Consider the following 25,382-nt stretch of genomic DNA (forward strand, 5'->3'; position numbering starts at 1 on the left):
TGCCGCAGTGGCCCGGCTCACATGTGGCCCGGCAGCCAGGTCACCAGCTGCGGCACGGCCAGCAGCAGCAGGGTGAACAGGATCATGATCAACGCATAGGGCAGCGCGCCCCAGATCGCGTCCTCGATGCCGCCCTTGTCGGGCCGGATGCCGTGCACCACGAACAGGTTCATGCCCACCGGCGGCGTGATGAGCCCGAGCTCGCACATCAGCACGATGAAGATGCCGAACCAGATCGGATCGACGCCCAGCGCGGTGGCGATCGGATAGGTGATGGGAATGGTCGCCACCTGCATCGACAGCACGTCCATGAACATGCCCAGCACCAGGTAGAACACCATCAGCGCGAGGATCAGCCCCGTGGCCGACAGGCCCAGGCCCGAGACCCATTTGGTCATGGCCTCGGCCACGCCGGTGAGGCTCACCGTGAGGTTCAGCACGAAGGCCGCCACCACGATCAAGAGGATCATGCCGCTCACGCGCGCGGTCGAGACGAAGCAGTTGCGCATCAGCTCCCAGCTCAGCTTGCCCGAATGCAGCACGAAGCCCAGCGCCGCAATCACGCCCAGCGCGGCGCTCTCGGCCGCGGTGGCAATGCCGAAGTAGAGGCTGCCCATGACGATGCCGAACACCACCGCCGGCGGCACCAAGTGCACCAGCGCGCGGATGCGCGCCTCCAGCGGCACCTTGGGCTCGCGCATCGCGTTGCCGCTCGCCAGGCTGGAGCCCGCGATCCAGAGCATGAAGAAGCCGGTCAGCAGCAGGCCCGGGATGATGCCCGCGATGAACAGCTTGCCGATCGAATTGTTGGTGAGCGAGCCATACACGATCATGTTCACGCTCGGCGGAATCAGGATGCCCAGCGTGCCGCCCGCGGCCAGGCTGCCGAGCGAGGCGCGCATCGAATAGCCGCGCCGGTGCAGCGAAGGCAGCGCCACCGTGCCCACCGTGGCGGCGGTGGCCACCGACGAACCCGAGGTGGCCGCGAACAGCGCGCAGCTGCCGATGTTGGTGTGCAGCAGCCCGCCGGGCAGCCGGCCGAGCCAGGCCGACAGCGCGATGTACATGCGGTCGGCAATGCCCGAGCGCAGCAGCAGTTCGCCGAGCAGCACGAACAGCGGCACCGAGGTCAGCAGGTTCTCGTTCTGCACGCCCCAGACCACGGGCGCGATCGAGTCCATGAAGGGCGCGCCGTAGGCCGCGATGCCGCCGACGATGCCCACCAGCGCCATCGAGACGGCAATCGGCATGCCAACCAGCATCATGCCCAGCATCGCGAAGAACGCGAGCCCTATGACGAAGAGGTTCATGGCTTGTTTCCTTCGCCGGGCTGCGGGGCCTGGCGCACCGCGAGGTCGTCGAGCTCTTCCTTGAGCTCTTCCTTCGCGCTCTTGGGATGGAAGTCGGTGTTCAGCGCCGCGATGTCGCCGCGCAGCAGCAGCTGGGTGGCGCGCAGCGCGAGACCGCAGGCCACCAGCGCGAAGACCACGAGCCCCGCATACCAGACGCCCTGCGGAATGATCAGCGGCGTGGCCCACGGCGTCTGCGCGGTGCTGCGGTAGGCCATGGTGTCGCCGATCACCTTGAACGCCACCCAGCCGATGAACACCGCGAGCGCGGCCAGCGACACCGCCGAGATCCAGTTCAGCAGCGCCTGCACGCGGGCCGGAAACTTCTCGTGGAACACGTCGACGCGGATGTGGTTGCGGCCCATGAGCGCGAGGCTGAAGGCAATGGTCGAGCCCACCGCGAGCGCATAGCCGCCGAGCTCGTCCGCGCCCTGCAGCGAGATGTTGAACAGCTTGCGCGCGGCGGTCTCGATAGTCACGATGACCGACAGGCCGAGGAAGATCGCGCCGAAGACGGTGGCCAGCACCGTCTCCACGCGCGTCTTGAAGCTGGCGTGCCCCGGCGCACGCTGCGCTTCTTCAGGCGACGCGGCGCCAGGCTGCTGCGGCCGCTCGCTCATGGCCGCGCTGCTCACTTGTTGAGCCCCAGCACCGGCGCCACCGTGGCCTGCCAGCCCTTGGAGCAGCCCGGGTTCGACTTGTCGCAGACCTCGGCCCACACCGGCAGCGACACCTTGCCGACCGCGCCGCGCACCAGCTCGAGGTCGGCCGGCGTGACCGGCACGTCGACCAGCTTGAACTTCTTGCCGGTGGTGCACGGGTCCCTGCCGGCGTTGCAGTTGAGCGCATCGCGGAACAGCTCCTCGGAGTACTTCCACACCTCGTCGGTCAGGCCGTCGAAGGCGGCCTTGAGCTTGGCCTGCTGGTCGGGCTTGAGCGCGTTCCATGACTTCATCGTCATGCCGTAGCCGTTGAGCGCCATCTGGAAGCCGATGGCCAGCTGGTGGGTCGTGACCTCGGGCCAGCCGGCCGAGTTGGCCGAGCTCGGCCCGGTGATGGCGCAGTCGACCACGCCGAGCGACAGCGACTGGTGCGTGTCGGCGAACGACACCGGCACCGGCGTCGCGCCCACCAGCTCGATGAACTTGGCCAGGTTCTGGTCGTACACGCGCACCTTCATGCCCTTGATGTCGGCCAGCGAGGCAATCGGCTTCTTGCAGAACAAGATCTGCGGGCCGAAGGGCCACACGCCGAGCAGCTTCACGTTGAACTGCTGCTGCAGCCGCGCGTCGACCGTGTCGAAGTAGGCCTTGGCCACCTTGCGGCCGGTGGCAAAGTCGGGCGCGGCGCCGACCAGGTCGAGGCCCAGGATCGTCGGCTCGTCGCGCGAGTTCTGCGACACGCGCAGCGAGACGATGTCGAACAGGCCCGCCTTCATCACGCGCAGCTGCTCGGTGTCCTTGATGCCGAGCGTGTCGATGGGCTTGTAGTCGACGTCGATCGGCAGGCCGGTGCGGGCCGCGAAGTTCTCGAAGAAGGGCTGTTCCTTGTTCTTCTGGATCAGCCCGGTGGCCAGCGGCTGGCCGATGGCCTTGAGCTTGATCCGGTCCTGCGCCTGGGCGGCGGGAAGGGCGAGCACGGTGGCCAGCGCGAGCAGGCAGGCCGCGGCGAACGGCCTTGGAAAAGAGGGCTTGGCAAGAGGGCGCAGCGGCATGATTTCTCCTGGAAGGGCAAAGGTGGGCGGATCGGCAAGGCGGCAATGCAGGAGGCCATTGAAGCGCGCCGCATGGCGCCCGCGCAGAGTTTTCCGCGCACCGGGAACGGCAGAAAAAATCTTTGCGGATCAAGCACTTGGCGCTGCGCGCCGGTGGAAGACGCGCGGCCGGCGGCTACTTCAGGCGCCCGCCGTAGGCCGCGGTGATCTCGTCGGCGGCGCCGCGCACCGTGGCGCCCAGCTGCGCGAAGTCGGCCGCCTTGATGCGCTGCGTCGGCCCCACCAGCGAGATCGCGCCGAAGGGCTGGCCGTGCTCGTCGCGGATGGCGGCGGCAATGCAGCGCAGGCCCACGGCGTTCTGCTCGTCGTCCACCGCATAGCCCGCGCGGCGCACCTCGCCCAGCGTTTCGTGCAGCCGCGATGCGCGTGCGATGGTGTTGGGCGTGAGCTTGGGCAGGCCGTAGGTGCGCAGGTACTGCAGCACGTCGTCCTCGGCCATGGCGGCCAGGATCGCCTGCCCCATGGCGGTGCCGTGCAGCGGTGCGCGGAAACCCGGCTTGCCGATGGCGCGCATCAGCTCGCGGCTTTCCACCTGCGTGACGAACACGATGTCGCCCAGGTCGGCAATGCCCAGGTTGATGCTTTCGCCCGAGCTGTCGCGCAGCCGCCGCATCACCGGCAGCGCCAGGTGCGCAATGCGGCGCCGGCGCCCGAAGGCCGCGCCCACCGAGAAGCAGCGCACGCCCACATACCAGAGGCTGGTTTCGCGGTCGAACTGGACGAACTGGCGCTGCTCCAGCGTGGTGAGCAGGCGGTGCGCGGTGGACGATGAGAGGCCGCTGCGCGCCGCGATGTCGACCAGGCGGTAGCCCTCGTCGTCGTCGGCCAGCAGTTCGAGCAGCTGCATGGCGCGCGTGAGCGATTGCACGGTGCCGTCGCCGTCGCGGTCGATGCGCATGACCTTGCCGGCGGCCTTGGAAGAGGAGGAGGAGCGGGGGGAGCTGCTGTCCGTCATGTCCAGATCCTTGCAAGTTGCACGCCACCCCCGCCGCCGGCACGGCCTCAGCCGCTCAGCGCCGGTGCGTCCGGCTATTTTTGTCGACAAAAGTATTGAATATTGTCGACATCATCCTCGCCAATCGAGTGCCCCGGGGGCAGTGATTACGCGGATGCCGGCCATCGGCGGCATCCCGCCGCGGCTACAGCCACTTGCCGCTGCCCGTCGGCATCTGGATGGTGGTGGCGGGGTCGCCGCTGCTCACCAGCGAATCGATCGCAATGCTCAGCAGCGAGATGAAGATGCTCGCGAAGAACGCGGTCCAGAAGCCCGAGAGCTTGAACCCGCGCACCAGCGCGGCCACCAGCATGATCATCAGCGCGTTGATCACCAGCAGGAACAGGCCGAGCGTCAACAGCGTCAGCGGCAGCGTGAGCACGATCAGGAGCGGCTTGACGACGGCATTGGCCAGGCCCAGCAGCAGGGCCGAGATCACGAGCGCCGAAGTGCTCTCGAACTTGATGCCGCGAAAGATCAGGCTGGCCACCCACAGCGACAGCGCGGTGATGGCCCAGTGCACGAGAAAGGGAGCGAGGTTGTTCAGCATGGTGTGAGGGGCGCAAGGCGGTGCGCGCGATGGTGCGGACCATCATATCGGCACTGCCTTGGTTAGACGGCGCTGCGCTGCGCCTCGGCCAGCAGCCAATCGCTGAAGAACTTCAGCAGCGGCCGCTGGTCGGCGCGCTCGGGCGTCACGAGGTAGTAGTTGCGCTCGCCCGACAGCGGCCGCGCGCAGGCCACCACCAGTTCGCCGCGCGCGAGTTCGTCGGCCACCAGCATGGTGGGCATCAGCGCCACGCCCAGGCCGTGCGAGGCGGCCGCGGCCAAGATGGAAAAGAGCTCGTAGCGCGGCCCGCCGCGTGCATTGGGTGCATCGACCTGCTGCGCGTCGAACCACTGGCGCCAGCCGTCGGGCCGCGTGCTCTGCTGCAGGAGCGGCATCTGCGCGATGGCCGCGGGCGCGACCGCCTTGCCGCGCAGCAACAGCGAGGGGCTGCACACCGGCACCACGTCCTCGCGCATCAGCATGAGCGCGCGCGTGCCGGCCCAGTTCTCGACCTGCGCGGGCGTGCCGGCATACAGCGCGGCGTCGAACTCCGCGTCGGCAAACAGGAAAGGCCGGGTGCGCGTCTCGATGTGCACCACCACGTCGGGCTGCAGCGCCGCGAAGCCCTTGAGCCGCGGCATCAGCCAGCGCGTGGCAAAGGTGGGCACCGCCGCCAATGAGAGCGAGCCGCCTTCGCCCTGGTGCGCCATGGCGTCGAGCGTGTCGCGCTCCATCGCCTCGAGCCGCTTGGTGATCTGCCGCGCATAGGCCGCGCCGCTCGCGGTGAGCGCCACGCCGTGGCGCGTGCGGCGGAACAGCGCCACGCCCAGGAAGGCTTCGAGCGTGCCGATCTGGCGCGACACCGCGCTCTGCGTGAGCGCGAGTTCCTGTGCGGCGCGGGTGTAGCTCTCGTGGCGCGCGGCGGCATCGAAGCACACGAGGGTCTGCAGGGGCGGGATCTTGCGGCGCATGTATGCCGCAAGTGTATGACTGGGTGGACGCCGTCACCAATAGAAACGTCTCGCCAGGCGGGTGCCAGATGTGCGCAAGGCGCATATCTGGGTGAGGATTCATCGTTTGCGCCCAACCCCCTGCATGGCTAGGATCGACCCATTCCCCTCTTTTCCCTTCTTCCGGAGACAAGTACATGGCCGCCAAAGCGCAATTCCACTGGGACGACCCCCTTCTTCTCGACCAGCAGCTGACCGACGAAGAACGCATGATCCGCGACGCGGCCAATGCCTACTGCCAGGAGCGCCTCGCGCCCCGCGTCATCGAGGGCTTTCGCAGCGGCGAGACCGACCCCGCCATCTTCCGCGAAATGGGCGCGCTCGGCCTGCTCGGCCCGACGATCCCCGAGCAGTACGGCGGCCCCGGCCTCAACTACGTGGCCTACGGCCTGATCGCGCGCGAAGTCGAGCGCGTCGACTCGGGCTACCGCTCGATGGCCAGCGTGCAGAGCTCGCTCGTGATGGTGCCCATCTTCGAATTCGGCACCGAGGCGCAGAAGCAGAAATTCCTGCCCAAGCTCGCCACCGGCGAATGGATCGGCTGCTTCGGCCTGACCGAACCCGACCACGGCTCCGACCCCGGCAGCATGGTCACGCGCGCCAAGAAGGTGCCGGGCGGCTACTCGCTTTCCGGCGCCAAGATGTGGATCAGCAACTCGCCGATCGCCGACGTGTTCGTGGTCTGGGCCAAGGAAGTCAGCGAAAGCGGCACCGTGGGCCCGATCCGCGGCTTCGTGCTCGAGAAGGGCATGAAGGGCCTGAGCGCCCCCGCCATCCACGGCAAGGTCGGCCTGCGCGCCAGCATCACCGGCGAGATCGTCATGGACGGCGTGTTCTGCCCCGAGGAAAACGCCTTCCCAGAAGTGCAGGGCCTGAAGGGCCCCTTCACCTGCCTCAACAGCGCACGCTACGGCATCTCGTGGGGCGCGCTCGGCGCCGCCGAAGACTGCTGGCACCGCGCCCGCCAGTACACGCTGGACCGCAAGCAGTTCGGCCGCCCGCTCGCCGCCAACCAGCTCATTCAAAAGAAGCTGGCCGACATGCAGACCGAGATCACGCTGGGCCTGCAGGGCAGCCTGCGCCTGGGCCGCATGAAGGACGAGGGCACGGCCTCGGTCGAGATCACCTCGATCATGAAGCGCAACAACTGCGGCAAGGCCCTGGACATCGCCCGCCTGGCGCGCGACATGATGGGCGGCAACGGCATCAGCGACGAGTTCGGCGTGGCGCGCCACCTGGTGAACCTGGAAGTGGTCAACACCTACGAAGGCACGCACGACATCCACGCGCTCATCCTCGGCCGTGCCATCACCGGCATCGCCGCCTTCGCCAACTGAACGAAGAGCGCATGACGGCCACCAAGCCCGCAGCCCTGGACGGCATCAAGGTCCTCGATCTGTCCCGCGTGCTCGCGGGCCCCTGGTGCACGCAGATCCTCGCGGACCTGGGCGCCGATGTCGTCAAGATCGAACGCCCCGGCGTCGGCGACGACACGCGCACCTGGGGCCCTCCGTTCATCAAGGACGCGGACGGCAACGACACCGACCAGGCCAGTTACTTCACGGCCTGCAACCGCAACAAGCGCTCGGTCACGGTCGACATGGCCACGCCCGACGGCCAGGCGCTCCTGAAGCAGATGGCGGCGCAGGCCGACATCGTGGTGGAGAACTTCAAGACCGGCGGCCTCAGGCAGTACGGCCTCGACCACGAGAGCCTGCGCGCGGCCAACCCGCGCCTCATCTACTGCAGCGTGACCGGCTTCGGCCACGACGGCCCCTACGCCGAGCGCGCGGGCTACGACCTGATGATCCAGGCCATGACCGGCATGATGAGCATCACCGGCCGTCCCGACGGCGAGCCCGGCGGCGGCCCGCTGCGCGTGGGCGTGGCGCTCACCGACCTGTTCACCGGCGTCTATGCAAGCACCGCCATCCTCGCGGCGCTGCAGGTGCGCGGCCGCACGGGCGAAGGCCAGCACATCGACATGGCGCTGCTCGACGTGGGCATGGCCATCCTCGCCAACCAGGCGAGCGCCTTCCTCAACACCGGCAAGGCGCCGCAGCGCCAGGGCAACACGCACCCGAGCCTGGCGCCGTACCAGGACTTTCCGACGCTGGACGGCTCGATGCTCTTGGCCATCGGCAACAACGGCCAGTTCGCGCGCTTCTGCGAAGCGGCCGGCCATGCCGAGTGGGCCGTCGATGCGCGCTTTGCGAGCAACACGCTGCGCGTGAAGCACCGCGGCGTGCTCATTCCGATGATGGAAGAGCTCACGCGCACCCGCAGCACCACCGACTGGGTCGCGCTGCTCGAAGACAAGGCCGTGCCCTGCGGCCCGATCAACGACATCGCGCAGGCCTTCGACGACGCGCAGGTCAAGTCGCGCGGCCTGGCCGTCACGCTGCCGCGCGATGCGGACGACGGCATCGCCAGCATCACCGGCGTGGCGAGCCCGCTGCGCCTCACGGCCACGCCGCCCGTGCTGCGCCATGCGCCGCCGGCGCTCGGGCAGCACACGCGCGAGGTGCTGGCCGAGTTCGGCATCGATGGCGCGCGCTTCGACGCGCTGCGCGCGGCAGGCGTGGTGTAGAGCAAGGAGAGCAAACCATGACGGACCCGATACACAGCCCACCGTTCTCGGTGCTGCGCATCGATCATGTTGTGCTGCGCGTGAAGGACGCGGAGCGCGCCATTGCCTTTTACCGCGACGTGCTCGGCTGCGCGGTCGAGAGGCGCCGCGAGAACCTGGGGCTCGTGCATCTGCGCGCCGGCACCAACCTCATCGACCTCGTCACGCCCGATGGCCCGCTCGGCAAGCAGGGCGGCGCGTTGGCCGGCAAGGAAGGCCGCAACGTCGACCACCTCTGCCTGCGCATCGAGCCCTTCGACGAAGCGGCGATCCGCGCATTGATGGCGCGGCACGGCGTGCCGGTGCACGGCGAGGTGCAGAACAACTTCGGCGCCGAGGGCAACGGCCCGTCGATCTACATCACCGACCCCGACGGCAACAGTGTCGAGCTGAAAGGGCCGGCCGGCAGCAACTAGCTGGCGCGCCCGATGATCGCCACGCCGAACACCGCCACGCCGAGCGCGAGGTTCAGGCTCACCAGCTTGCGGACCATGTCGAGCCGCCCGGCCGCCACCGGCCACGCGCTTTCCTCCACCGCGCGCCGCATCACCCTGAACACCGAGGCGCGGATGTACACGTAGATGCCGGCCATCACGATCGCGATGCCCATCATCGCCTCGATGCGCCAGTGCACCGCGCGGAAGCCGCCCGCGAGCAGGATCATCGCCACGCCGGTCACGAACAGCAGCGTGACGGCCGCGTCCACGCCCACGAAGAAGCGCCGCAGCACCGCCGCCATGGTGCGCAGCCGCAGCGGCGGCTCCAGCGTGGCGACCGCGGCGGGGCGCACCGCGAAGTGCAGGGTGGCCATGCCGCCGACCCAGAAGGCGGCGGCGAGAAGATGGATGAAGAGCAGGAAGGCGTAGGACATGGGGCCCGATCAGAACACCGAAAGCTGTGCCCGCGCAATGTCCGAGCCGTTGCGTTAAAACCCCATCCTTCGCACGCAACAAAGAAAGATGAGGCTTCCATGACCCGCACCGTCGCCCAGAAACGCGCCGAGTTCCGCGCGCTGCACGAGCAGGGCTGCTTCGCCATTCCGAACCCCTGGGACAAGGGCAGCGCGCGCTACCTGCAGGGCCTGGGTTTCAAGGCGCTGGCCACCACGAGCTCGGGCCATGCCTGGTCGCTGGGCCTGGCCGACGGAGGGCAATCGCGCGACACCATGCTGGCCCACCTGCGCGACATCGTCGGTGCCACCGACCTGCCCGTGAATGCGGACTTCGAGAACGGCTTCGCGGCCGATGTAGAGGGCGTGGCCGAAAGCGTGCGCCTGGCCATCGAGACCGGCGTGGCGGGCCTGTCGATCGAGGACTCGACCGGCGATGCGGCGAATCCGCTGTTCGAGATCGGCGTTGCGGTCGAACGGCTGCGCGCGGCGCGCCGCGCCATCGACGCGGCCGGCGGCGACACGCTGCTGGTGGGCCGCGCCGAGAACTTCTTCGTCGGCCGCCCCGACCTGGACGACGCCATCGCCCGCCTCAAGGCCTACGCCGAGGCCGGTGCCGACTGCCTCTACGCGCCGGGCATCCGCACGCGCGAGCAGATCGCGGCGGTGGTGGCCGCGGTCGCGCCCAAGCCGGTCAACCTGCTGATCGGCTGGGCCAGCGAGCTCAGCATGCAGGACATTGCCGCGCTCGGCGTGCGGCGCGTCAGCGTGGGCGGTGCGCTCGCGCGCGCGGCCTGGGGCGGCTTCGACCGCGCCGCGCGGGCGCTGGCCGAGCAAGGGCGTTTCGGTGGCTTCGAAGGCGCGGCCTCCGGGGCCGATCTCGATGGCTTCTTCGGCCGGTTCTCCGAATAGCGCGCGGGCCGGCGCCATGGATGCGCTGCTCGCGGAAATCCGCGGCTGCACCGCCTGCGCCGCGCAGCTGCCGCTGGGCCCGCGGCCCGTGGTGCAGGCCAGCGCCAGCGCGCGCCTCTTGATCGTCGGCCAGGCGCCGAGCCTGACAGTGCATGCCACCGGCCTGCCATGGGACGACAAGAGCGGCGAGCAACTGCGCCGCTGGCTCGGCATCGAGCGCGAGGTTTTCTACGACGCCGCGCGCATCGCGATCATGCCGATGGGCTACTGCTACCCTGGCCGCGGCAGCAGCGGCGACCTGCCGCCGCGCCGCGAGTGCGCCGAGCTCTGGCATGCGCGCCTGCTCGCGCAGATGGGCCGGGTCGAGCTCACGCTACTGATCGGCCAGTACGCGCAACGCCACTTCCTGGGCGCGGCGCGCAAGGCCGGCGTCACCGAAACCGTCGCGGCCTTTGCGGACTACGCACCGCGCTTCATTCCGCTGCCGCATCCGTCGCCGCGCAACACCGGCTGGTTCAAGCACCACCCGTGGTTCGAGAGCGAGGTGCTGCCGGTGCTGCGCGAACGCGTGCGGCAGGCGCTCGCGCAGCCCTAGGGCGCCGCGGCGACCGAGGTGCCTGCGGCATCGAAGGGCCGCGCGGCATGCACCACGCGCCCGCCCACCACCGTCATCAGCGACACCGTCTTGCCGATGCGCTCCAGCGGCACCGAGAAGAAGTCCTGGTCGAGGATCGCGAAGTCCGCGAGCTTGCCCACTTCGAGCGTGCCGCGCCTTGCCTCGTCGAAGCTTAACCACGCGCTGCCCACCGTGTAGAGCCGCAGCGCCTGTTCGCGCGTGGGCGTCTCGTCGGCACCGCGCATCGCCTTGCCGCTCACGGTCCTGCCGTCGAGCATCCATTGCAGCGCGACAAAAGGGTTGTACGAAGCCACGCGGTGCGCATCGGTGCCGGCGCCTACGTTCACGCCGGTGCGCAGTGCGCTGCCGATGGGCGGCATGCGGCGCGCCGCGTCGCCGCGCGTGGCGAGCGCGCGGTCGCCCTGGAAGTACATCGCGTCCTGCATGGTCCAGCCGATGCCCAGCGCCTTCATGCGCGAGAGCGTCTCGGGCGAGGCGTCGTCCAGGTGCGCGATCGACCAGCGCAGCTCCTTGATCGGCACTTCGGCGTTGAGCTTCTCGTAGAGCCCGAGCAGGTGGTCGACCGAGCCGTTCTCCTGCCAGTGGATGGTGACCGCGAGCCTGCGCATCGCCGCCCATTTGACGAGCTCGTAGAACTTCTCCTTCGCGGCCGCGTCGGGAAAATTGTTGTTGTACATCGCGAGCGTCACGCGCTCGCCGAGGCCGTTGAACTTGAGCATGTCGTCGCCAAAGCCCATCGGCAGCATCTGCGTGAGCTCGCGGAACTCCTGCAGCTCGGCGCCCGGCTTCTGCGCGAACACGCTGTAGGCCACGCGCAGCGTCAGCGCCTTCTCGCGCCACAGTTCGAACAGCGCCGCGTACTGTGACGGCGCAATGCTGAAGCCGCCCGGGTCCACGAGGCCGGTGACGCCCAGGCGGTTCAGCTCGCGGAAGAAGGCGCGCGTGCCGGCCAGGTTGTCGTCGTAGGTCGGCTTGGGAAGCTTGTCGAACAGGGCCGAGATGCCGACGATGTCGCCCGTCATCCAGCCCGGCGAGCCGTCCGCCGCGGGCTTCATGCCGGCCGGCAGCGTGCCCGCCGGAACGCCCAGCGCTTCGAGCGCCTTGGGCGTCATCACCACCGCTTCGTAGAACAGCTGCACGTACACCGGATGGTTGGGCGCCGCCTCCTGCAGCTCGGCCGCGGTGGGGCGGCGGCGCTCGGCGAACTGCTGCTCGGTCCAGCCGCCGGCCACGATCAGCCAGCCGCCGGGTCGCGCACGCGCGGCCGCGGCGCGGATGCGGTCCATGGCTTCGCCGATGCTGCCGGCGCCGATCCAGTTGACCTCGGTCGAATAGCTCAGCGCCGCGCGCACCGCATGCATGTGCGAGTCGATGAGGCCGGGGATCACGGTGCGGCCGCCCGCATCCACCGTGCGCGTGATCGGGCCCGAGAGCGCGCGCACCTGCGCGGCATTGCCGACCGCCACGATGCGGCCGTCGCGCACGGCCAGCGCCTGCGCGGTGGTGGCGGCCGCGTCGAGCGTGGCGATCTTCGCGTTGGTGACGATCAGGTCGGCCGGCTGGGCCTGCGTGGCAGGCGGCAGCAGCAGCAGTGCAGCCGCCCCGGCCGCCGTGAGCAGTGTGCGCAGCATGGTCAGTCGACCTTGATGCTCGCGGCCTTGACCACCTGCTGCGCCTTGGTGGTTTCATCGGCAATGAACTTGTTGAACTGCGCCGACGGCATCGTGAAGGGCTCGGCGCCGAGCTTGTCGAGGCGTTCCTTGAGTTCGGGCGAGGCCATGATCTTCGCGACCTCGGCCTGCAGCCGGTCCACCACCGGCTGCGGCGTCTTCGCGGGTGCGAAGAGCCCGACCCAGAACAGGTACTCGGAACCCGGCACGCCGGCTTCCACCGTGGTGGGCGCCTCGGGCAGCGCGGGCGAGCGCTTCGCGGTGCCCACGGCCAGCGCCTGCAGCTTGCCGCTCTTGATGAGCGGCAGGGCCGAGACCATCGGCGCGAAGAACCAGTCGACGCGTCCGGCCATCACCTCGGTCATGGCCTCGGGCGTGCCGCGGAAGGGCACGTGCTGCGCATCGAGCCCGGCCGCGAGGCGGAACACCTCGGCATTCATGTGCGTGGCCGAGCCATTGCCCGCGGAGCCGTAGTTGAGTCCGCCCGGATTGGCCTTGGCTTTTGCGACCAGGTCCCGCACGTTCGCGAAGTGCGAAGGCCCGGTCACCAGCACGTTGGGCAGGCTCGCCATCGGCGTGATGCCGGTGAAGTCCTTGATCGTGTCGTACGACAGGCCCTTGTAGATCCATGGATTCACCAGGTGCCCGGCCGAATGCACCAGCAGCGTGTAGCCGTCGGCCGGCGCCTTGGCCGTGATGGCTGCGCCCAGCGTGCCGCCGGCGCCGGGCTTGTTGTCCACCACCACGCTGGTGCCGAGCGCGGGCCCGAGCTTCTCGGCCACGAGCCGCGCGACGATGTCGGTGCCGCTGCCCGCGGTGAAGGGCACCACGAGCTTGATCGGCTGCGTGCCGGGCCACGGGTTCTGCGCGTGCGCGGCGCCGAGCGTGCTGATGGCCGCGAGCGCCGCGGCCAGCGCGAGCGCCTGCCGGCGGCTCCAGGTGTCGAATGTCTTCTTCATGCGTCTTGTCTCCGTTGATTTAATTGGGTGAGCGATGAAAGACCAGGGCAGGGCCTATGCGGCCGGCGGCGCGCTGTTCGGCATCACCAGCGCCACCAGCACCGGCCGGTTGCTGCGGTTTTCGAGCTGGCGCTTTTCGCCGGGTGCGAAGCGGCAGCTGTCGTAGGGGCCGAGCACTTCTTCCTGGTGCGCGCCGTCGAGCTCGCCGACCACATGGAGCTGGCCTTCGAGCACGAGGTAGAGCTTCTCCATCGGCGAGCCGTCGAGCCCGGTGCGGCCGCCGGGCAGGATCTGGCTCATGCCCATCCACATCTGCGTCGAAGGCCCGGCCTCCTTGCCCTGCAGGCGCAGGCAGCGCATGTCGAAATGGTTGGGCGCCTCGTAGTGCGGCGCCTCGCTGAAACGGGTCACGTGCATGGCGGTGTTCCTTGGGTTGTTCGATTCAGGGGCGCAGCACGACGCGGTCGGTGCTGCCCGAGAGCACGAGGCGGTAGGCGTCCATGGCTTCGTCGAGCGCGAAGTGCCGCGCCACGGGAAAGGGCTTGAGCGTGCCGCGCTCGAAGCCTTCGCGCATCGCGTCGAGCTGGGCGGTGGAGGCCACGCAGTCCATCGCGAGCGAGTCGATGCCCACGAAGGTGTGCATGCCGCGGTAGAACGCGAAGATGTCGAAGGGCACGGCGCGTTCGTGCGTGGCGATGAAGATCTGCGTCGCGCCCTTGGCCATGGCCTTGTTGGCGGCCTCGAAGTAGGCGCTGCCCACGGTGTTGTAGACGATGTTCGCGCCGCGCCCGCCGGTGAGCTCGCGCACCTGCGCGCCCACGTCGGCATGGTGGCGCGCATCGATCACGTCGACCGGCCCGCACGCGAAGCCCTCGAACGGACCGGCGCGGCGTTGCACCGCGATCACGCGCGCACCAGCCTGCGAGGCCAGCTGCACCGCCGCCTGGCCGACCTTGCCGTTGGCGCCGAGCACCAGCACGGTCTGCCCGGCCTGCGGCATGCCGCTGCGCCTGAAGCCTTCGTACGCGGTGACGAAGGGCACGCCCACGGCACCGGCTTCGTCCATCGAGATGCCTTGGGGCTTGGCGCGCAGCGCGGCCTCGGGCAGCACGAGATAGCGCGCATGCGAGCCGTCGCGCGTGATGCCGATGTCGCCGCCCGAGCCATAGACTTCGCGGCCGATCCATTCGCTGGGACCACTCACCACGGTGCCCGCGAAGTCGCGGCCCGGCGTGCGCGGCCACACGGCCTGCGGCATGAGGCCCAGCGTGGCCTTGACGTCGCTCGGGTTGACCGCGGCAGCGGCGACTTGCACCACGGCGTGGCCGGGGGGCGCGGTGGGTTCGGGCTGCGGAGCGGCTTGGAGCTGCAGCGCTTCGAGGTTGGCGGCCTTTTCGTTCACGCGCAGTGCGCGGGAGGTGGGGGGCGTGTCGGTGCTCATGTTGCGGAGTGCTTGTGTTGTTCGGGCGTTCTTTTGTTCTTGGCGCTGTTATTCGGGGCGCTGTTGTTCAGGGCGTGTGCACAGATCACCGGGTACTCCCCTCCGCGAATGTCCCCCGGCCTGCGGCCTCCTCCTTGATTTCGCTGCGGGGAGCACCCGATGCTCTGTGCACCTGGGCACGCCGCTGGTGCATCGCCGATCAACGACCGCTCTGTCCAACGCTCCCGTCGATGGGGTGCCTTGCGCAGCGAAATCAAGGGGGAGGCCGAAGGCCGGAGGACATTCGCGGAGCAAGGTACCCCGTCGGCGGGAGCGCGCCCTGAATGCCCCACAACGCTCTGAATGGAAAAAGTTCTCAAGTCAGCTCCCCCCACCAGGCAAGCCCAGCATCGCGCGCGCCTCCCGCGGATTGGCAACCTCGCCCCCAAGGCTCAGCAGGATGTCGCGCGCCTTCGCCACCAGTTGCGCATTGCTCTCGGCCAGCACGCCTTTCTCCAGGTAGATGTTGTCCTCCATGCCCACACGCACATGGCCGCCGAGCAGCCATGCCTGCGCAACGATCGGGAACTCCATGCGGCCGATGCCGAAGGCGCTCCAGAACGCGGCGCGCGGCAGCATGTTGCGGGCGTAGAGCAGCGTCTCGGGCGTGGGCGCGAAGCCGTACTTCACGCCGAGGACGAAGGTCCACATCGCGGGGCCGTCGAGCGTGCCGTCGGCGATGAGGTCGAGCGCAAGGTTGATGTCGCCCGAATCGAAGATCTCCAGTTCGGGCTTCACGCCCGCCTCGCGGATCACCCTGGCCATGCGGCGCACGTTCTTCGGCGTGTTCATCACCACGTCGGGGCCCGAGTTCATGGTGTTGAGATCGAGCGAGCACACGTCGGGCCTGATCAGCGCGATGTGCTCCACGCGCTTCTCGGGCGGCAGCAGCGTGGTGCCGGGCGCGGCGATCTTCGGATCGCCCTCGCTCGGAATGAAGCGTCCGCCCGGGCCGGTCGTGAGGTTGATGACCAGCTCGCGATTGCTGCGCCGGATGCGGTCGACCACCTCGCGGTAGAGATCGACCTCCATCGACGGCTTGCCGGTTTCGGGATGGCGCACATGGATGTGCACCTGCGCCGCGCCGGCCTCGGCCGCGGCCAGGCATTCGTCGGCAATCTGCACCGGCGTGATCGGCAGGTGCGGCGTCTGCTCGGGCTTCACGAGGTTGCCCGTGACGGCGCAGGTGATGAGGGTCTTGGCGGTGCTCACAGGTGGCGCCCTCCATCGACCACGATGCGCGTGCCGGTGACGAAGCGCATCGTCGTTGCGAGCGCCTCCACCGCGGCGGCCACGTCGTCGGGCTTGCCGATGCGTCCGAGCGGCGTGGTGCTCGCCATCTTGCTCGCGAACTCGGCGCCGCGGCCTGGCACGAAGCCCGATTCGACCGCGCCCGGCGAGACGGACACCACGCGCACCGCCGGCGCCAGCGCCTTGGCCAGTGCATCGCCCACCACGTCGAGCCCGGCCTTGGCCGCGACATACGCGAGGTTGCTGCCCACGCCCGTGAAGCCGGCGATCGACGAGATGTTGGCAACGAGCCCGTCGCCGCTGTCCTTCAGCATCGGTGCGAAAGCGCGGATGGTCGCGAACACGCCGCGGAAGTTGGCGCGCACGATGTCGTCGATGAGCTCGTCGGTCAGCGCATCGAGGTCGCCCGCCGGAACGGGCTGCGTGTGCCCGGCGCTGTTGACGAGGATGTCGCAGCGCCCATGCGCGGCCTTCACCTCGGCGGCCGCGGCCTGCAGGCTCGGCGTGTCGACGATGTCGGCGCGGATCGCCGCGTGGCGCTGTCCGCTGGCAGAGGGCAGGGCGGCCGCGCGTGCAGCCGCATCGTCGCCCTTGCGGTGCAGCAGCACGCAGGTGGCGCCGAGCGTTGCAAGGCGCACCGCCGTCGCATAGCCGATGGCGCCAAGGCCGCCAGTGATGACGGCGACCTTGCCGTCGAGTCGGGAAACAGGATCGAAGCTCATGGAGTGGGATGCAAGCGTGGGTTCAGGGAATGGGTGGACGCGGAAACTTCATCTCGCCCGGTTCGAGCTGGAAGTCGTACTGCAGCGTGGCGCTCCGGCCGTCGGGCGCCAGCGCGAAGCAGCCGATCAGCCGCTGCGTCACGCCGAAGGTCGGGTCGCTCTCGAGGTTCTGGTCGTCATCGGCGAACACCTGCGTGACCAGCACCTTGTGGCCCGGCTTGCTCACCATGAAGTGCAGGTGCGCGGGCCGGTTGGGGTGGCGCTGCTGCGCGCGCAGCAGCACGCCGCAGGGCCCGTCGGTCGGCACCGGATAGCCGGCCGGCCGCACGCTGCGGAAGTGGAAGCGCCCTTGCGCATCGGTGGTGAAGCGGCCGCGCAGGTTCATGTCTTCCTGCGCCGGGTCCTGGTTTTCGTACAGGCCGATGGGCGAGGCCTGCCACACGTCGACCGTGGCGCCGGCGATCGGCTCGCCCCGCGCATTGCGCACCGTGCCCGCCACCGCGAGCGGCAGGCCCGGCGTGCCCGAGCGCGCGATGCTGTCGCCCAGCGCGCAGGCCGGCGAATTCGCGCGCCAGAACGGGCCGAGCAGCGCGGCCGGCGATTCGCCGTGCGGGTCCTGGTTGTTCTGCAGCGCCACCACGGTGGAGATGCCGAGGATGTCGGCCGCCAGCACCACCTCGTTCTTCTTCTCGCCCGTGGCCTGGCCGATGGCGACGATGAATTCGAGCGCCTGCTCGAACTCCTCCTCGCTCAGCTTCACCTCCTGGACGAAGGCATGCAGGTGGCGCGTGAGCGCGTTCATCACGGTGCGAAGGCGCGCATCGGGCGTGCGCTCCATGGCCTGGAGCGCGAAGCCCAGCACCGAGTCGGGGGAGGTGGCGATGTTCATGGGAGTCTCGTCGGATGTTTGTGCAATCGTTTGCATGATCTTAGTCCAAACCGGCAGAAAGTAAAATGACCCTGTTGGCGAACCTGGGAATGCCGGAAAGCCGTTCCAGCGCTCCGCACAAGCGACAATCGTTTGCACCAATCAGTCCATGAGCACCAGCCCGCCTTCTCCCCCCGTGACCATCCGCGACGTTGCCCGCGCGGCCGGCGTGCATGTGTCGACCGTCTCGCGCGCGCTCAGCCCCGAGAAGCGCTCGCTGATCAGCGACGAGGTGCTGCGCGTGGTGGAGGAGGCCGCGCAGCGCCTGGGCTACCGGCCCAACCGCGCGGCCTCGGCGCTGCGCACGGGCCGCACCCACACCATCGGCGTGCTGGTACCCGACATCACGAACGCGGTGTTCCCGCCGATCCTGCAGGGCATCGAGGCCAGCGCGGCGGCGCGCGGCTACTTCGTGTTCGTGACCAACGTGGTCGACCCTGCGCTCGCGCGGCCGGTGCTCGAGCGCATGCTCGCGCAGCGCGTCGACGGCGTGATCCTGGCCACCGCCACGCGCGACGATCCGCTGGTCGACTTCGTCGCCAAGGCCGGCATGACGGCGGTGCTGGTCAACCGCGCCGATGAAACGGGCCGCCTGCCCGCCGTGGTGAGCGACGACCGGCTCGCAATGAAGCTCGCGGTCGACCACCTCGTGGGCCTGGGCCACAAGCGCATCGCGCACCTGGCCGGGCCGCAGAACATTCCCACCGGCGTGGGCCGGCGCCTGGGCCTGGAGCAGGCGCTGCGCGACCACCGCATGAAGCCGCTGCGCGTGGTCGAGTGCGAGAGCTACAGCCGCGAGGCCGGCGCGGCCGCCATGCGGCAGATGCTCGAGGCCGGCCCCCCGCCGCAGGCCGTGGTGTGCTGCAACGACCTCGTGGCGCTGGGCGCCTACGACGCGCTGCGCCAGGCCGGCCTGCGCGTGCCGAAGGACATCTCGGTCACCGGCCACAACGACATGCCGCTGGTCGACATGGTCGACCCGCCGCTCACCACCATCCGCTTGCCGCACCGCGAGCTCGGCTGGCGCGCGGCCGAGATGCTGTTCGAGGAGATCGACGGCCGCGCGATGTCGGCATCGACCGTGGTGCTGCGGCCCGAGCTCGTGGTGCGCAAGTCGACCGGCGCGCCTTCCGTGCGCTGATCAGCGCGTGGATGTCTTGCGCGCCGCCGGCCGCCGCGGCGGCTTCGCTTCGAGCACCAGCTCGGCCGGCAGCGTGTCGTTCCACGATTCGGTGAAGTAGGCGCGGTCGCTCGGCACCAGCTGCGGCAAGGCTTCGCGCAATGACGCCAGCGACTGCTCGGCCGCCTTCAGGTCGCCCGCATGCGCCGCATACCAGGCGTGCTCGAACAGCAGGCTGCAATGCTGCAGGCCGGGGTAGCGGCGCCGGCCGGCCTGGTGGTCGGCCAGCCGCGCCTGTGCCACCCCGACCCAGCGCGCGGGCCAATGCGCGGTGTCGAAGGCATCCGCGAGCGGTCCGGCGAGCTGCGAGATCGCGGCCGGGTCGAGCGGCTTCTGCGCGCGGAACTGCGCGAGCGTGGGCTGCGGCTCGGGCCGGCAGTGGCCGCGCGCGATGCGCATCAGGTAGATCGCGTTCCAGGCCGAGCGGCCCTGGCCGTCGGTGTGGCCGCAGAGCCATTCGCTGAAGGCGATCCACTGCACTGCGCGGCGCGTGGTGTCGGCATGGCCGTCGTGCGCGAGCGCCGGCAGGTCGGACAGGCCCACGCGGTCGAACAGCCACGCGGCCATGCCCATGTTGGCGGCCACGTGCTGCGCGGCGTCGAAGGAGTGCGACTCGAAGGCCGCGGCCAGCGCTTCGCCGAAGCGCTGCAGCGACTCTTCGGCGAGCGCTGCGGCGGCTGGCTTGTCGTCGGCGGAGAGCCCCAGCGCGCGCGAGCGGCACACCAGCGCCCACAGGTTGCACCACTCGAAGCGCACGTCGGGGTGGTGCCGCAGCACCAGGCTGCGCGCCGCATCATTCGCCATGCCGCCCAGCAGCGACTGCGCGAGCGGCAGGTCGCGTGCGGTGTAGGCGCACCAGGCCGAGACGATGCATTCCATCGCGCCCAAATAGTCGTTGCCTGCCACGTGGTGGGCCAGGCGCTGCTTCTTGAGGGCCTGCAGGCGGCGGCGCGCCTGCTCGTTGTCGCCGAGGCGGCGCCACAGCATGGCCTCGTTGAGCGTGACCAGCGCGCGCTGGAAGTCCGTGGCGGCCAGCGTGCCGGCCAGGCGGATCGACTCCAGCGCACTGGGCGGCGACTTGGCCGGCGATCCGGCCGTGCTGCCGCCCGCCACCGGCGCCATCAGCCGGCCTTGCCGCGCCGCCTGCTGCGAGGCCACCAGCTGCTTCCAGAACGCGGCGTCCTGCAGGTGCACCGCATCGGGCGGCGGCGAACCGGTCGCGGCCGCGCGGGCCCTGCGCGAGCGCAGCCCCAGGAAGGAAGCCACCTCGGCGGGCGTCGCCGCGCGGCCGCCCACCAGCATGCGCACGCGCTTCGCTTCGGCGGGCGGCAGCCAGAACGGCCCCTGGCTGCGCCGCTCGGCGTTCAGGAAGCGCGGCTCGCGCTGCGTGTCCTCGCCCCAGCCGACCTCGATGTGCCAGGCCTTGAAGTCGCGGAACGCGCGGCTCACGACCATGCGCAGCGTGCTCGCATCGGAGACTTCGCCGCGCAGGTCGGCCAGCCGCACGAGGCCGCCTTCGGCATCGTGCGCGTGCTTCATGCGTGCGAGCAGCCAAAGCGACTGGAACGCCGCGCGCTGGCCGTTGACCGATTGCGGCGAGGTGAGTTCGATGGAAAGCGGGGTGGGGGCGGCGGTTTGGGGCACGCCCCGGATTGAACCTCAAATCCGGTGGTCAGCGATGCCGGTCGAGCAATCCGGCCACCTCGCTGCGGCCGATGCCCAGGTCGCGCAACTCGTGCTCGCTCATGCCGGCCAGGTGCCGCGCATCCATGTGGGCGCGGCGGCGCTCGGCGGCGCGGCGGCGCCAGCTGCGCAGGGCGTGCATCAGGCGTTGATGAAAGGGCGAGTGCGTCGGCGCTGTCACGATGGGTCTCCTTGTGGGGAGCGCTCATCTTGCGGCGGTGCGTGCTATTGTGGAAGTTGAGATTTCTGACACCTTCAATCAGCATTCCTGATGCGACAGCTCAACCTCGACCAACTCCGCACGCTCATCGCCATCGCCGATCTCGGCACCTTCTCGGCGGCGGCCAAGGCGCTGCACCTTGCGCAGCCCACGGTGAGCCTGCACATCAGCGAACTCGAATCGCGCCTCGATGCGCAGCTGGTGGTGCGCGGCAATCGCCGCGTCACGCCCACGGCGGCCGGCGCGGCGCTGGTCGAGCGCGGGCGCAAGCTGCTGCGCGACACCGACGATGCCGTCGAGGCCGTCAAGCGCCAGGCCGAAGGCCGCACGGGCCGCGTGCGGCTCGGCACTTCCACCGGCGTGGTGGTCGACCTGCTGCCGCAGGTGCTCGAAGCACTCGGCGCCCGGCATGCGGGCATCGACGTGGAGGTCAGCATCCTGGGCTCGTACGAGGCAATGGCGCGGCTGGCCGCCGGCACGCTCGACATCGGGCTGGTCGCCATGCCGCAGCCGCCGCTGCGCGAACTGGTCGTCACGCCCTGGTGCGACCAGGCCATGATGGCCTTCGTGCCGCAGCGCTGGAAGGCGCCCAGGCGCGTCACGCCGGCCTGGCTGGCCGCGCAGCCGCTGATCTTCAACGACGCCACCACCCACATGTACCGGCTCTCGATGGAGTGGTTCGCCGCGGCCGGCTTCGCGCCGCGTGCGCGCATCGAGCTCAACTACGACGCCGCGATCCGCAGCCTGGTGGCGGCCGGCTACGGCGCCGCACTGCTGCCGCTGCAGCAGACCACCGATGCGGCGCTGAACGAGCGCATGCAGGTCCTGCCGATCACGCCCAGGCTCACGCGCCGCTTGGGCATTGCGCACCGCCAGCGCGCCCTGCTCGATGGCGCCACGCAAAGCGTGCTGCAGGTGCTGACGGCCTTTCGCCAGGTCTGATTTCAGCTGCGGGCAGCTTCGTTCGGCAGGCCCTCGATCGGGCATTCCGCCGTGCCGATGGTGCTGCGCGTGAACGACTCCACCTGCTCGCGCGCGCCCTCGGGGTCGTTGATCCACTGCTTGTAGAAGTCGAACGGGCAGGCCGCCACGCCCTTGTCGCCGTCGCCCGAATGGATGACGCCGGTGTAGCCGCGGTGCATCAGCTTGAACAGGTGGTTCTGCGACTGGCCGTTCCTGCGCGCATCGCGGATCAGGCCCATCGAGAGTTCGGCGTAGTTGATGCCCATTTCCTCCTCGCCGCATTCGCCGAGCGTGCGGCCGTCGAAGCCAATGATGGCCGAGTGCCCGAAGTACGAGTACACGCCGTCGAAGCCCGCCGCATTGGCCACCGCCACGTAAGTGTTGTTCATGAAGGCCATGGCCTTGGACACCAGGATCTGCTGCTCCTTGGCCGGGTACATGTAGCCCTGGCAGCGGATGATCAGCTCGGCGCCGCGCATCGCGCAGTCGCGCCAGATCTCGGGGTAGTTGCCGTCGTCGCAGACGATCAGGCTGATCTTCATGCCCTTGGGGCCATCGCTCACATAGGTGCGGTCGCCCGGGTACCAGCCCTCGATGGGCACCCACGGCATGATCTTGCGGTACTTCTGCACGATCTCGCCCTGGTTGTTCATGAGGATCAGCGTGTTGTAGGGCGCCTTGTCGGGATGCGCCTCGTGGCGCTCGCCGGTCAGCGAGAACACGCCCCACACGTTGGCGCGGCGGCAGGCGTCGGCAAAGATGGCGGTCTCCTCGCCGGGCACGGTGGCGGCGGTGTCATACATCTCCTTGGCGTCGTACATGATCCCGTGCGTGGAGTATTCGGGAAAGATCACCAGGTCCATGCCCGGCAGGCCCTTCTTCATGCCGACCAGCATCTCGCCGATCTTGCGCGCGTTGTCGAGCACCTCGGCCTTGGTGTGCAGGCGGGGCATCTTGTAGTTGACGACCGCGACGCCCACGCAATCACTGCTGCTCGAAATATCACCATGTCTCATGACGCTGCTCCTGGAGGGTGGTTGAGAAAAAACAAGAAAGCCCGAGCCGGTGGTCGACCGGTTCGGGCTTGTTCCTGGGGGCAGCGGCGGGTGTCGTCGAAGCCGATTGTTCTCAACTCAGCGCGAGCTGCACATACGTCATTTCGCTGATTGCGAATGCGCGCTCAGCGCGGCCGCGCGTAATCGGATTCGATCCAGGCGGCGACGCTGCTTGCCGTGAGCCGGAAGGCGGGCGAGACATTGACGCTGGCGAGTTCCGAGTCGTCAGCATCGTCGTAGGCGGTGAGCGTGGCCGAGGGGTTGTCCTCGTCGGGCACGATGGCGAGCGACACACGAATGCGCCGGCCGCCCTGCGCCGTCACCGTCACGCTCTTGTTGAGCGTGGCGTGCAGCTGCTGCTCGTGGCGGCGGATCACCTCGGCGGCGGTCTTCACCAGCGTGGAGAAGGCGGGTCCGTCGAGCGGCTTCGGGTTCTTCTTGTCGCGGCCCATGGTCCAGGGGCCGACCAGCGCCGGCTCGGGGTCGCCGTGGCGCGTCATCTCGACGGCCCAGCCGTCGTCTTCCTCGTTCTTGATGACGCGGGCGGTCCATTGGCCGTCGCGCCAGAGGCGGGGTTCCTGCAGGGGGAGGGTGTCGGAGTCGGTGGAGTCTGTGGCTTCGGTCATTCGGATGCTCGGGTTCGTGCGTGGCCCATTTTCGCCTGCGCTGCACGCGCCGCTCAGAACACCGACAGCCCGGTCCGCGCCACGAACAGTTCGAGCGCCTTCATGCCGAGCAGCGAGTTGCCCGTCGCATCCAGCGCGGGCGACCACACGCACAGCGTGAGCCGGTCGGGCACCACGGCCACGATACCGCCGCCCACGCCGCTCTTGCAGGGCAGGCCGATCGAGAACGCCACGTCGCCCGCGGCGTCGTAGGTGCCGCAGGTGAGCATCAGCGCGTTGATGCGGCGCGTCTGGCGCTCGCCGGTCACCTCGGCCTGGCCGTCGATCGGATGCGCGCCGTCGCGGCACAGGAAGGCCGCCGCGCGCGCGAGCTGGCGGCAGCTCATGCGCAGCGCGCACTGGTGGAAGTAGGTGTCGAGCACCACGGCCACGTCGTTGTCGATCTTGCCGAAGCTCTTCATGAAGTTGGCGAGCGCGATGTTGCGAAAGCCGGTCGCGGCCTCGGAGCGCGCCACTTCGTCGTCGAACGCAATCGGCTCGCCGCACAGGCTCCCCATCAGCGCAAGGATGTCGGCCTTGGCGCTGCCGCCGGCCTGCAATGCCTGGCTCACGAGCCGGTCGGCCACGGCGATGGCGCCCGCATTGATGAAGGGATTGCGCGGCTTGCCCTGCTCGTTCTCCAGCTGCACCAGCGAGTTGAAGGGGTTGCCCGAAGGCTCGCGGCCGATGCGCTCCCACAGCGCGTCGCCCATGCGCTGCATGGCCAGCGTCAGCGTGAAGAGCTTGGACACGCTCTGGATCGAGAACGGCGTTTCGGCATCGCCCGCGAAGGCCTCGGCGCCGTCGCAGGTGCGCAGCGCAACGCCGAGCTGGCGCGCATCGATGCAGGCCAGCGCCGGGATGTAGCTGGCCACCGTGCCGGCGGTGCCCAGCAGCGGCCGCAGGGTGGCGACGATGTCGTCGAGCACCGGCTGGAAGTCCGCGTCCTTCATGCCCGTGCCTTTCGCCGGTTGACCATCACGATGCCCAGGCCCACGCCTGCCAGCGCCAGCATCAGCTGCAGCGTGAGCGGTTCGCCGAGCAGCACCACGCCGAACACCAGCGCGAACAGCGGCGTCAAAAAGCTGAACGACGACATCTGCGTGGCGGGGTAGTGCCTCAGCAGCCACATCCAGGTGAGATAGCTCGCGAAGGCGCCGATCACGGTCTGCAGGCCGATCGAGGTCCAAGCCCAGGCCGAATACGAGAAGCCCCAGCTTTCGCCGAGCGCCAGCGACAGCAGCGGACACACGGCCGCGGTCACGGCCACCTGGTAGAACAGGGCCTTCTCGGCGCTCGCGGTGGCAAGCCGCGTGGTGCGCAGCGCCAGCGTGGTCAGGCCCCAGAGCATGCCGCCGACGATCGCCATCGCATCGCCGAGCAGCTGGCCCGAGCTCGAGTGTCCGAAGCCTTCGCTGAACGCGAACAGCACCGCCGCAAAGGCGATGCCCAGCCCCAGCCACTGCAGGCCGCGCAGCCGCTCGGCCGGCACCCAGCGCGGCAGCAGCAGCGAGACCCAGAACGGCGCGGTGTAGAGAAACACCGTGAGCCTGGAAGCCGAGGTGTGCTGCAGCCCCAGGTAGATGCAGGCGAACTCGCCCGCGAACAACAGGCCCACGAGCAGCCCGCCCGGCAGCGTGCCGTCGCGCTCGAACAGCGGCACGCGGCGCCACAGGCACCAGAGCCACAGCAGCGCCACGGCGCCCGCCATGCGCACCGAGGCCTGCCAGAGCGGCGGCACTTCGGCGACGGTGGTCTTGATGAGGATCTGCTGCAGGCCCCAGAACGCGCAGCATGCGATCAGGAGGCCGATGGCGAGGGAGTCGAGATGGGTCTTGCGCTGGATCATTCGTCGCGTTGTT

Annotated in this window: 27 protein-coding genes; 7 read left to right on the forward strand and 20 right to left on the reverse strand. The window is 69.4% G+C overall.

Annotation, left to right across the window (positions count from 1 at the left end):
• Positions 1-17: 17 nt before the first annotated feature.
• The 6 genes from ACAM58_RS01200 to ACAM58_RS01225 all read right to left on the reverse strand — a co-directional run bounded on the left by ACAM58_RS01200 (position 18) and on the right by ACAM58_RS01225 (position 5,638).
• Entirely contained in the window at positions 18-1,310 is a 1,293-nt protein-coding gene (locus tag ACAM58_RS01200; RefSeq protein ID WP_369663910.1) for a TRAP transporter large permease, read from the reverse strand.
• Entirely contained in the window at positions 1,307-1,969 is a 663-nt protein-coding gene (locus ACAM58_RS01205) for a TRAP transporter small permease subunit (RefSeq protein WP_369663911.1), read from the reverse strand. Before ACAM58_RS01205 ends, ACAM58_RS01200 begins: the two co-directional genes overlap by 4 nt.
• An 11-nt stretch (positions 1,970-1,980) precedes the next feature.
• On the reverse strand, positions 1,981-3,063 hold the full coding sequence (locus tag ACAM58_RS01210) for a TRAP transporter substrate-binding protein (protein WP_018903331.1): 1,083 nt from the start codon (positions 3,061-3,063) through the stop codon (positions 1,981-1,983).
• A gap of 175 nt (positions 3,064-3,238) precedes the next feature.
• The gene (locus tag ACAM58_RS01215) at positions 3,239-4,078 is read right to left on the reverse strand and encodes an IclR family transcriptional regulator (protein WP_012745280.1); all 840 of its coding nucleotides are present in this window, start codon (positions 4,076-4,078) and stop codon (positions 3,239-3,241) included.
• A gap of 184 nt (positions 4,079-4,262) precedes the next feature.
• Positions 4,263-4,667, reverse strand: coding sequence for a phage holin family protein (locus tag ACAM58_RS01220; protein ID WP_012745281.1), 405 nt, complete (start codon positions 4,665-4,667; stop codon positions 4,263-4,265).
• A 62-nt stretch (positions 4,668-4,729) separates the two neighbouring features.
• Positions 4,730-5,638, reverse strand: coding sequence for a LysR substrate-binding domain-containing protein (locus ACAM58_RS01225; protein ID WP_369663912.1), 909 nt, complete (start codon positions 5,636-5,638; stop codon positions 4,730-4,732).
• 176 nt (positions 5,639-5,814) lie between these two features.
• Here ACAM58_RS01225 and ACAM58_RS01230 point away from each other — a divergent pair, with 176 nt between their 5' ends.
• Genes ACAM58_RS01230 through ACAM58_RS01240 form a run of 3 tightly spaced genes read left to right on the forward strand, consistent with a single transcriptional unit; the run spans position 5,815 to position 8,722 of the window.
• Positions 5,815-7,014, forward strand: coding sequence for an acyl-CoA dehydrogenase (locus tag ACAM58_RS01230; protein ID WP_093435448.1), 1,200 nt, complete (start codon positions 5,815-5,817; stop codon positions 7,012-7,014).
• 11 nt (positions 7,015-7,025) lie between these two features.
• Complete coding sequence (locus tag ACAM58_RS01235) at positions 7,026-8,267, forward strand: CaiB/BaiF CoA transferase family protein (RefSeq protein ID WP_369663913.1); 1,242 nt, start codon at positions 7,026-7,028, stop codon at positions 8,265-8,267.
• A 17-nt stretch (positions 8,268-8,284) separates the two neighbouring features.
• Complete coding sequence (locus ACAM58_RS01240; protein WP_278878426.1) at positions 8,285-8,722, forward strand: VOC family protein; 438 nt, start codon at positions 8,285-8,287, stop codon at positions 8,720-8,722.
• On the opposite strand, the gene ACAM58_RS01245 is transcribed toward ACAM58_RS01240, so the two are convergent.
• Positions 8,719-9,177: a hypothetical protein gene (locus ACAM58_RS01245; protein ID WP_369663914.1), complete on the reverse strand. Its 459-nt coding sequence runs from the start codon at positions 9,175-9,177 to the stop codon at positions 8,719-8,721. The two genes, ACAM58_RS01240 and ACAM58_RS01245, sit on opposite strands and share 4 nt — an antisense overlap.
• A gap of 99 nt (positions 9,178-9,276) precedes the next feature.
• Between ACAM58_RS01245 and ACAM58_RS01250 the strand changes: the two genes are divergently transcribed.
• Positions 9,277-10,107, forward strand: coding sequence for an oxaloacetate decarboxylase (locus ACAM58_RS01250; RefSeq protein ID WP_369663915.1), 831 nt, complete (start codon positions 9,277-9,279; stop codon positions 10,105-10,107).
• A 16-nt stretch (positions 10,108-10,123) separates the two neighbouring features.
• On the forward strand, positions 10,124-10,702 hold the full coding sequence (locus tag ACAM58_RS01255) for a uracil-DNA glycosylase family protein (protein ID WP_369663916.1): 579 nt from the start codon (positions 10,124-10,126) through the stop codon (positions 10,700-10,702).
• Here the strand turns inward: ACAM58_RS01255 and ACAM58_RS01260 are convergent.
• From ACAM58_RS01260 to ACAM58_RS01290, 7 genes are all read right to left on the reverse strand, one after another.
• The gene (locus ACAM58_RS01260) at positions 10,699-12,375 is read right to left on the reverse strand and encodes an amidohydrolase (protein WP_369663917.1); all 1,677 of its coding nucleotides are present in this window, start codon (positions 12,373-12,375) and stop codon (positions 10,699-10,701) included. The two genes, ACAM58_RS01255 and ACAM58_RS01260, sit on opposite strands and share 4 nt — an antisense overlap.
• Positions 12,376-12,377: 2 nt before the next feature.
• Entirely contained in the window at positions 12,378-13,373 is a 996-nt protein-coding gene (locus tag ACAM58_RS01265; protein ID WP_307593130.1) for a tripartite tricarboxylate transporter substrate binding protein, read from the reverse strand.
• Between the two features lie 54 nt (positions 13,374-13,427).
• Entirely contained in the window at positions 13,428-13,790 is a 363-nt protein-coding gene (locus ACAM58_RS01270; RefSeq protein WP_018903319.1) for a cupin domain-containing protein, read from the reverse strand.
• A 25-nt stretch (positions 13,791-13,815) separates the two neighbouring features.
• On the reverse strand, positions 13,816-14,814 hold the full coding sequence (locus ACAM58_RS01275) for a zinc-binding alcohol dehydrogenase family protein (RefSeq protein WP_369663918.1): 999 nt from the start codon (positions 14,812-14,814) through the stop codon (positions 13,816-13,818).
• 360 nt (positions 14,815-15,174) lie between these two features.
• Complete coding sequence (locus tag ACAM58_RS01280) at positions 15,175-16,065, reverse strand: 3-keto-5-aminohexanoate cleavage protein (RefSeq protein ID WP_369663919.1); 891 nt, start codon at positions 16,063-16,065, stop codon at positions 15,175-15,177.
• Positions 16,062-16,826 (reverse strand): SDR family NAD(P)-dependent oxidoreductase, encoded by a 765-nt coding sequence (locus ACAM58_RS01285; RefSeq protein ID WP_307593122.1) that lies wholly within the window; start codon positions 16,824-16,826, stop codon positions 16,062-16,064. Before ACAM58_RS01285 ends, ACAM58_RS01280 begins: the two co-directional genes overlap by 4 nt.
• A gap of 22 nt (positions 16,827-16,848) precedes the next feature.
• Positions 16,849-17,715, reverse strand: coding sequence for a dioxygenase (locus tag ACAM58_RS01290; protein ID WP_369663920.1), 867 nt, complete (start codon positions 17,713-17,715; stop codon positions 16,849-16,851).
• 148 nt (positions 17,716-17,863) lie between these two features.
• Between ACAM58_RS01290 and ACAM58_RS01295 the strand changes: the two genes are divergently transcribed.
• Positions 17,864-18,895: a LacI family DNA-binding transcriptional regulator gene (locus ACAM58_RS01295; RefSeq protein WP_369663921.1), complete on the forward strand. Its 1,032-nt coding sequence runs from the start codon at positions 17,864-17,866 to the stop codon at positions 18,893-18,895.
• On the opposite strand, the gene ACAM58_RS01300 is transcribed toward ACAM58_RS01295, so the two are convergent.
• Positions 18,896-20,578, reverse strand: a complete 1,683-nt coding sequence (locus ACAM58_RS01300; RefSeq protein ID WP_369663922.1) for a hypothetical protein — start codon at positions 20,576-20,578, stop codon at positions 18,896-18,898. It abuts the gene before it with no gap.
• Between the two features lie 28 nt (positions 20,579-20,606).
• Positions 20,607-20,798 carry a DUF1127 domain-containing protein gene (locus ACAM58_RS01305; protein WP_018906665.1) on the reverse strand — a complete coding sequence of 64 codons (192 nt, stop codon included), beginning with the start codon at positions 20,796-20,798 and terminating at the stop codon, positions 20,607-20,609.
• A 90-nt stretch (positions 20,799-20,888) separates the two neighbouring features.
• Here ACAM58_RS01305 and ACAM58_RS01310 point away from each other — a divergent pair, with 90 nt between their 5' ends.
• Positions 20,889-21,779: a LysR family transcriptional regulator gene (locus tag ACAM58_RS01310; protein ID WP_369663923.1), complete on the forward strand. Its 891-nt coding sequence runs from the start codon at positions 20,889-20,891 to the stop codon at positions 21,777-21,779.
• Between the two features lie 2 nt (positions 21,780-21,781).
• Here the strand turns inward: ACAM58_RS01310 and ACAM58_RS01315 are convergent, their stop codons facing one another.
• From ACAM58_RS01315 to ACAM58_RS01330, 4 genes are all read right to left on the reverse strand, one after another.
• A complete protein-coding gene (locus ACAM58_RS01315) occupies positions 21,782-22,816 on the reverse strand; it encodes an aliphatic amidase (protein WP_369663924.1) in 1,035 nt (344 codons plus the stop codon).
• A gap of 164 nt (positions 22,817-22,980) precedes the next feature.
• On the reverse strand, positions 22,981-23,481 hold the full coding sequence (locus ACAM58_RS01320; RefSeq protein ID WP_369663925.1) for a hypothetical protein: 501 nt from the start codon (positions 23,479-23,481) through the stop codon (positions 22,981-22,983).
• A gap of 53 nt (positions 23,482-23,534) precedes the next feature.
• A complete protein-coding gene (locus ACAM58_RS01325; RefSeq protein WP_369663926.1) occupies positions 23,535-24,473 on the reverse strand; it encodes a glutaminase in 939 nt (312 codons plus the stop codon).
• The gene (locus ACAM58_RS01330; RefSeq protein WP_012745303.1) at positions 24,470-25,369 is read right to left on the reverse strand and encodes a DMT family transporter; all 900 of its coding nucleotides are present in this window, start codon (positions 25,367-25,369) and stop codon (positions 24,470-24,472) included. The genes ACAM58_RS01325 and ACAM58_RS01330 overlap by 4 nt, the downstream gene beginning before the upstream one ends.
• Positions 25,370-25,382 lie beyond the last annotated feature (13 nt).

The sequence above is a fragment of the Variovorax sp. V116 genome (assembly GCF_041154435.1).
Classification (GTDB): Bacteria; Pseudomonadota; Gammaproteobacteria; order Burkholderiales; family Burkholderiaceae_C; genus Variovorax; species Variovorax paradoxus.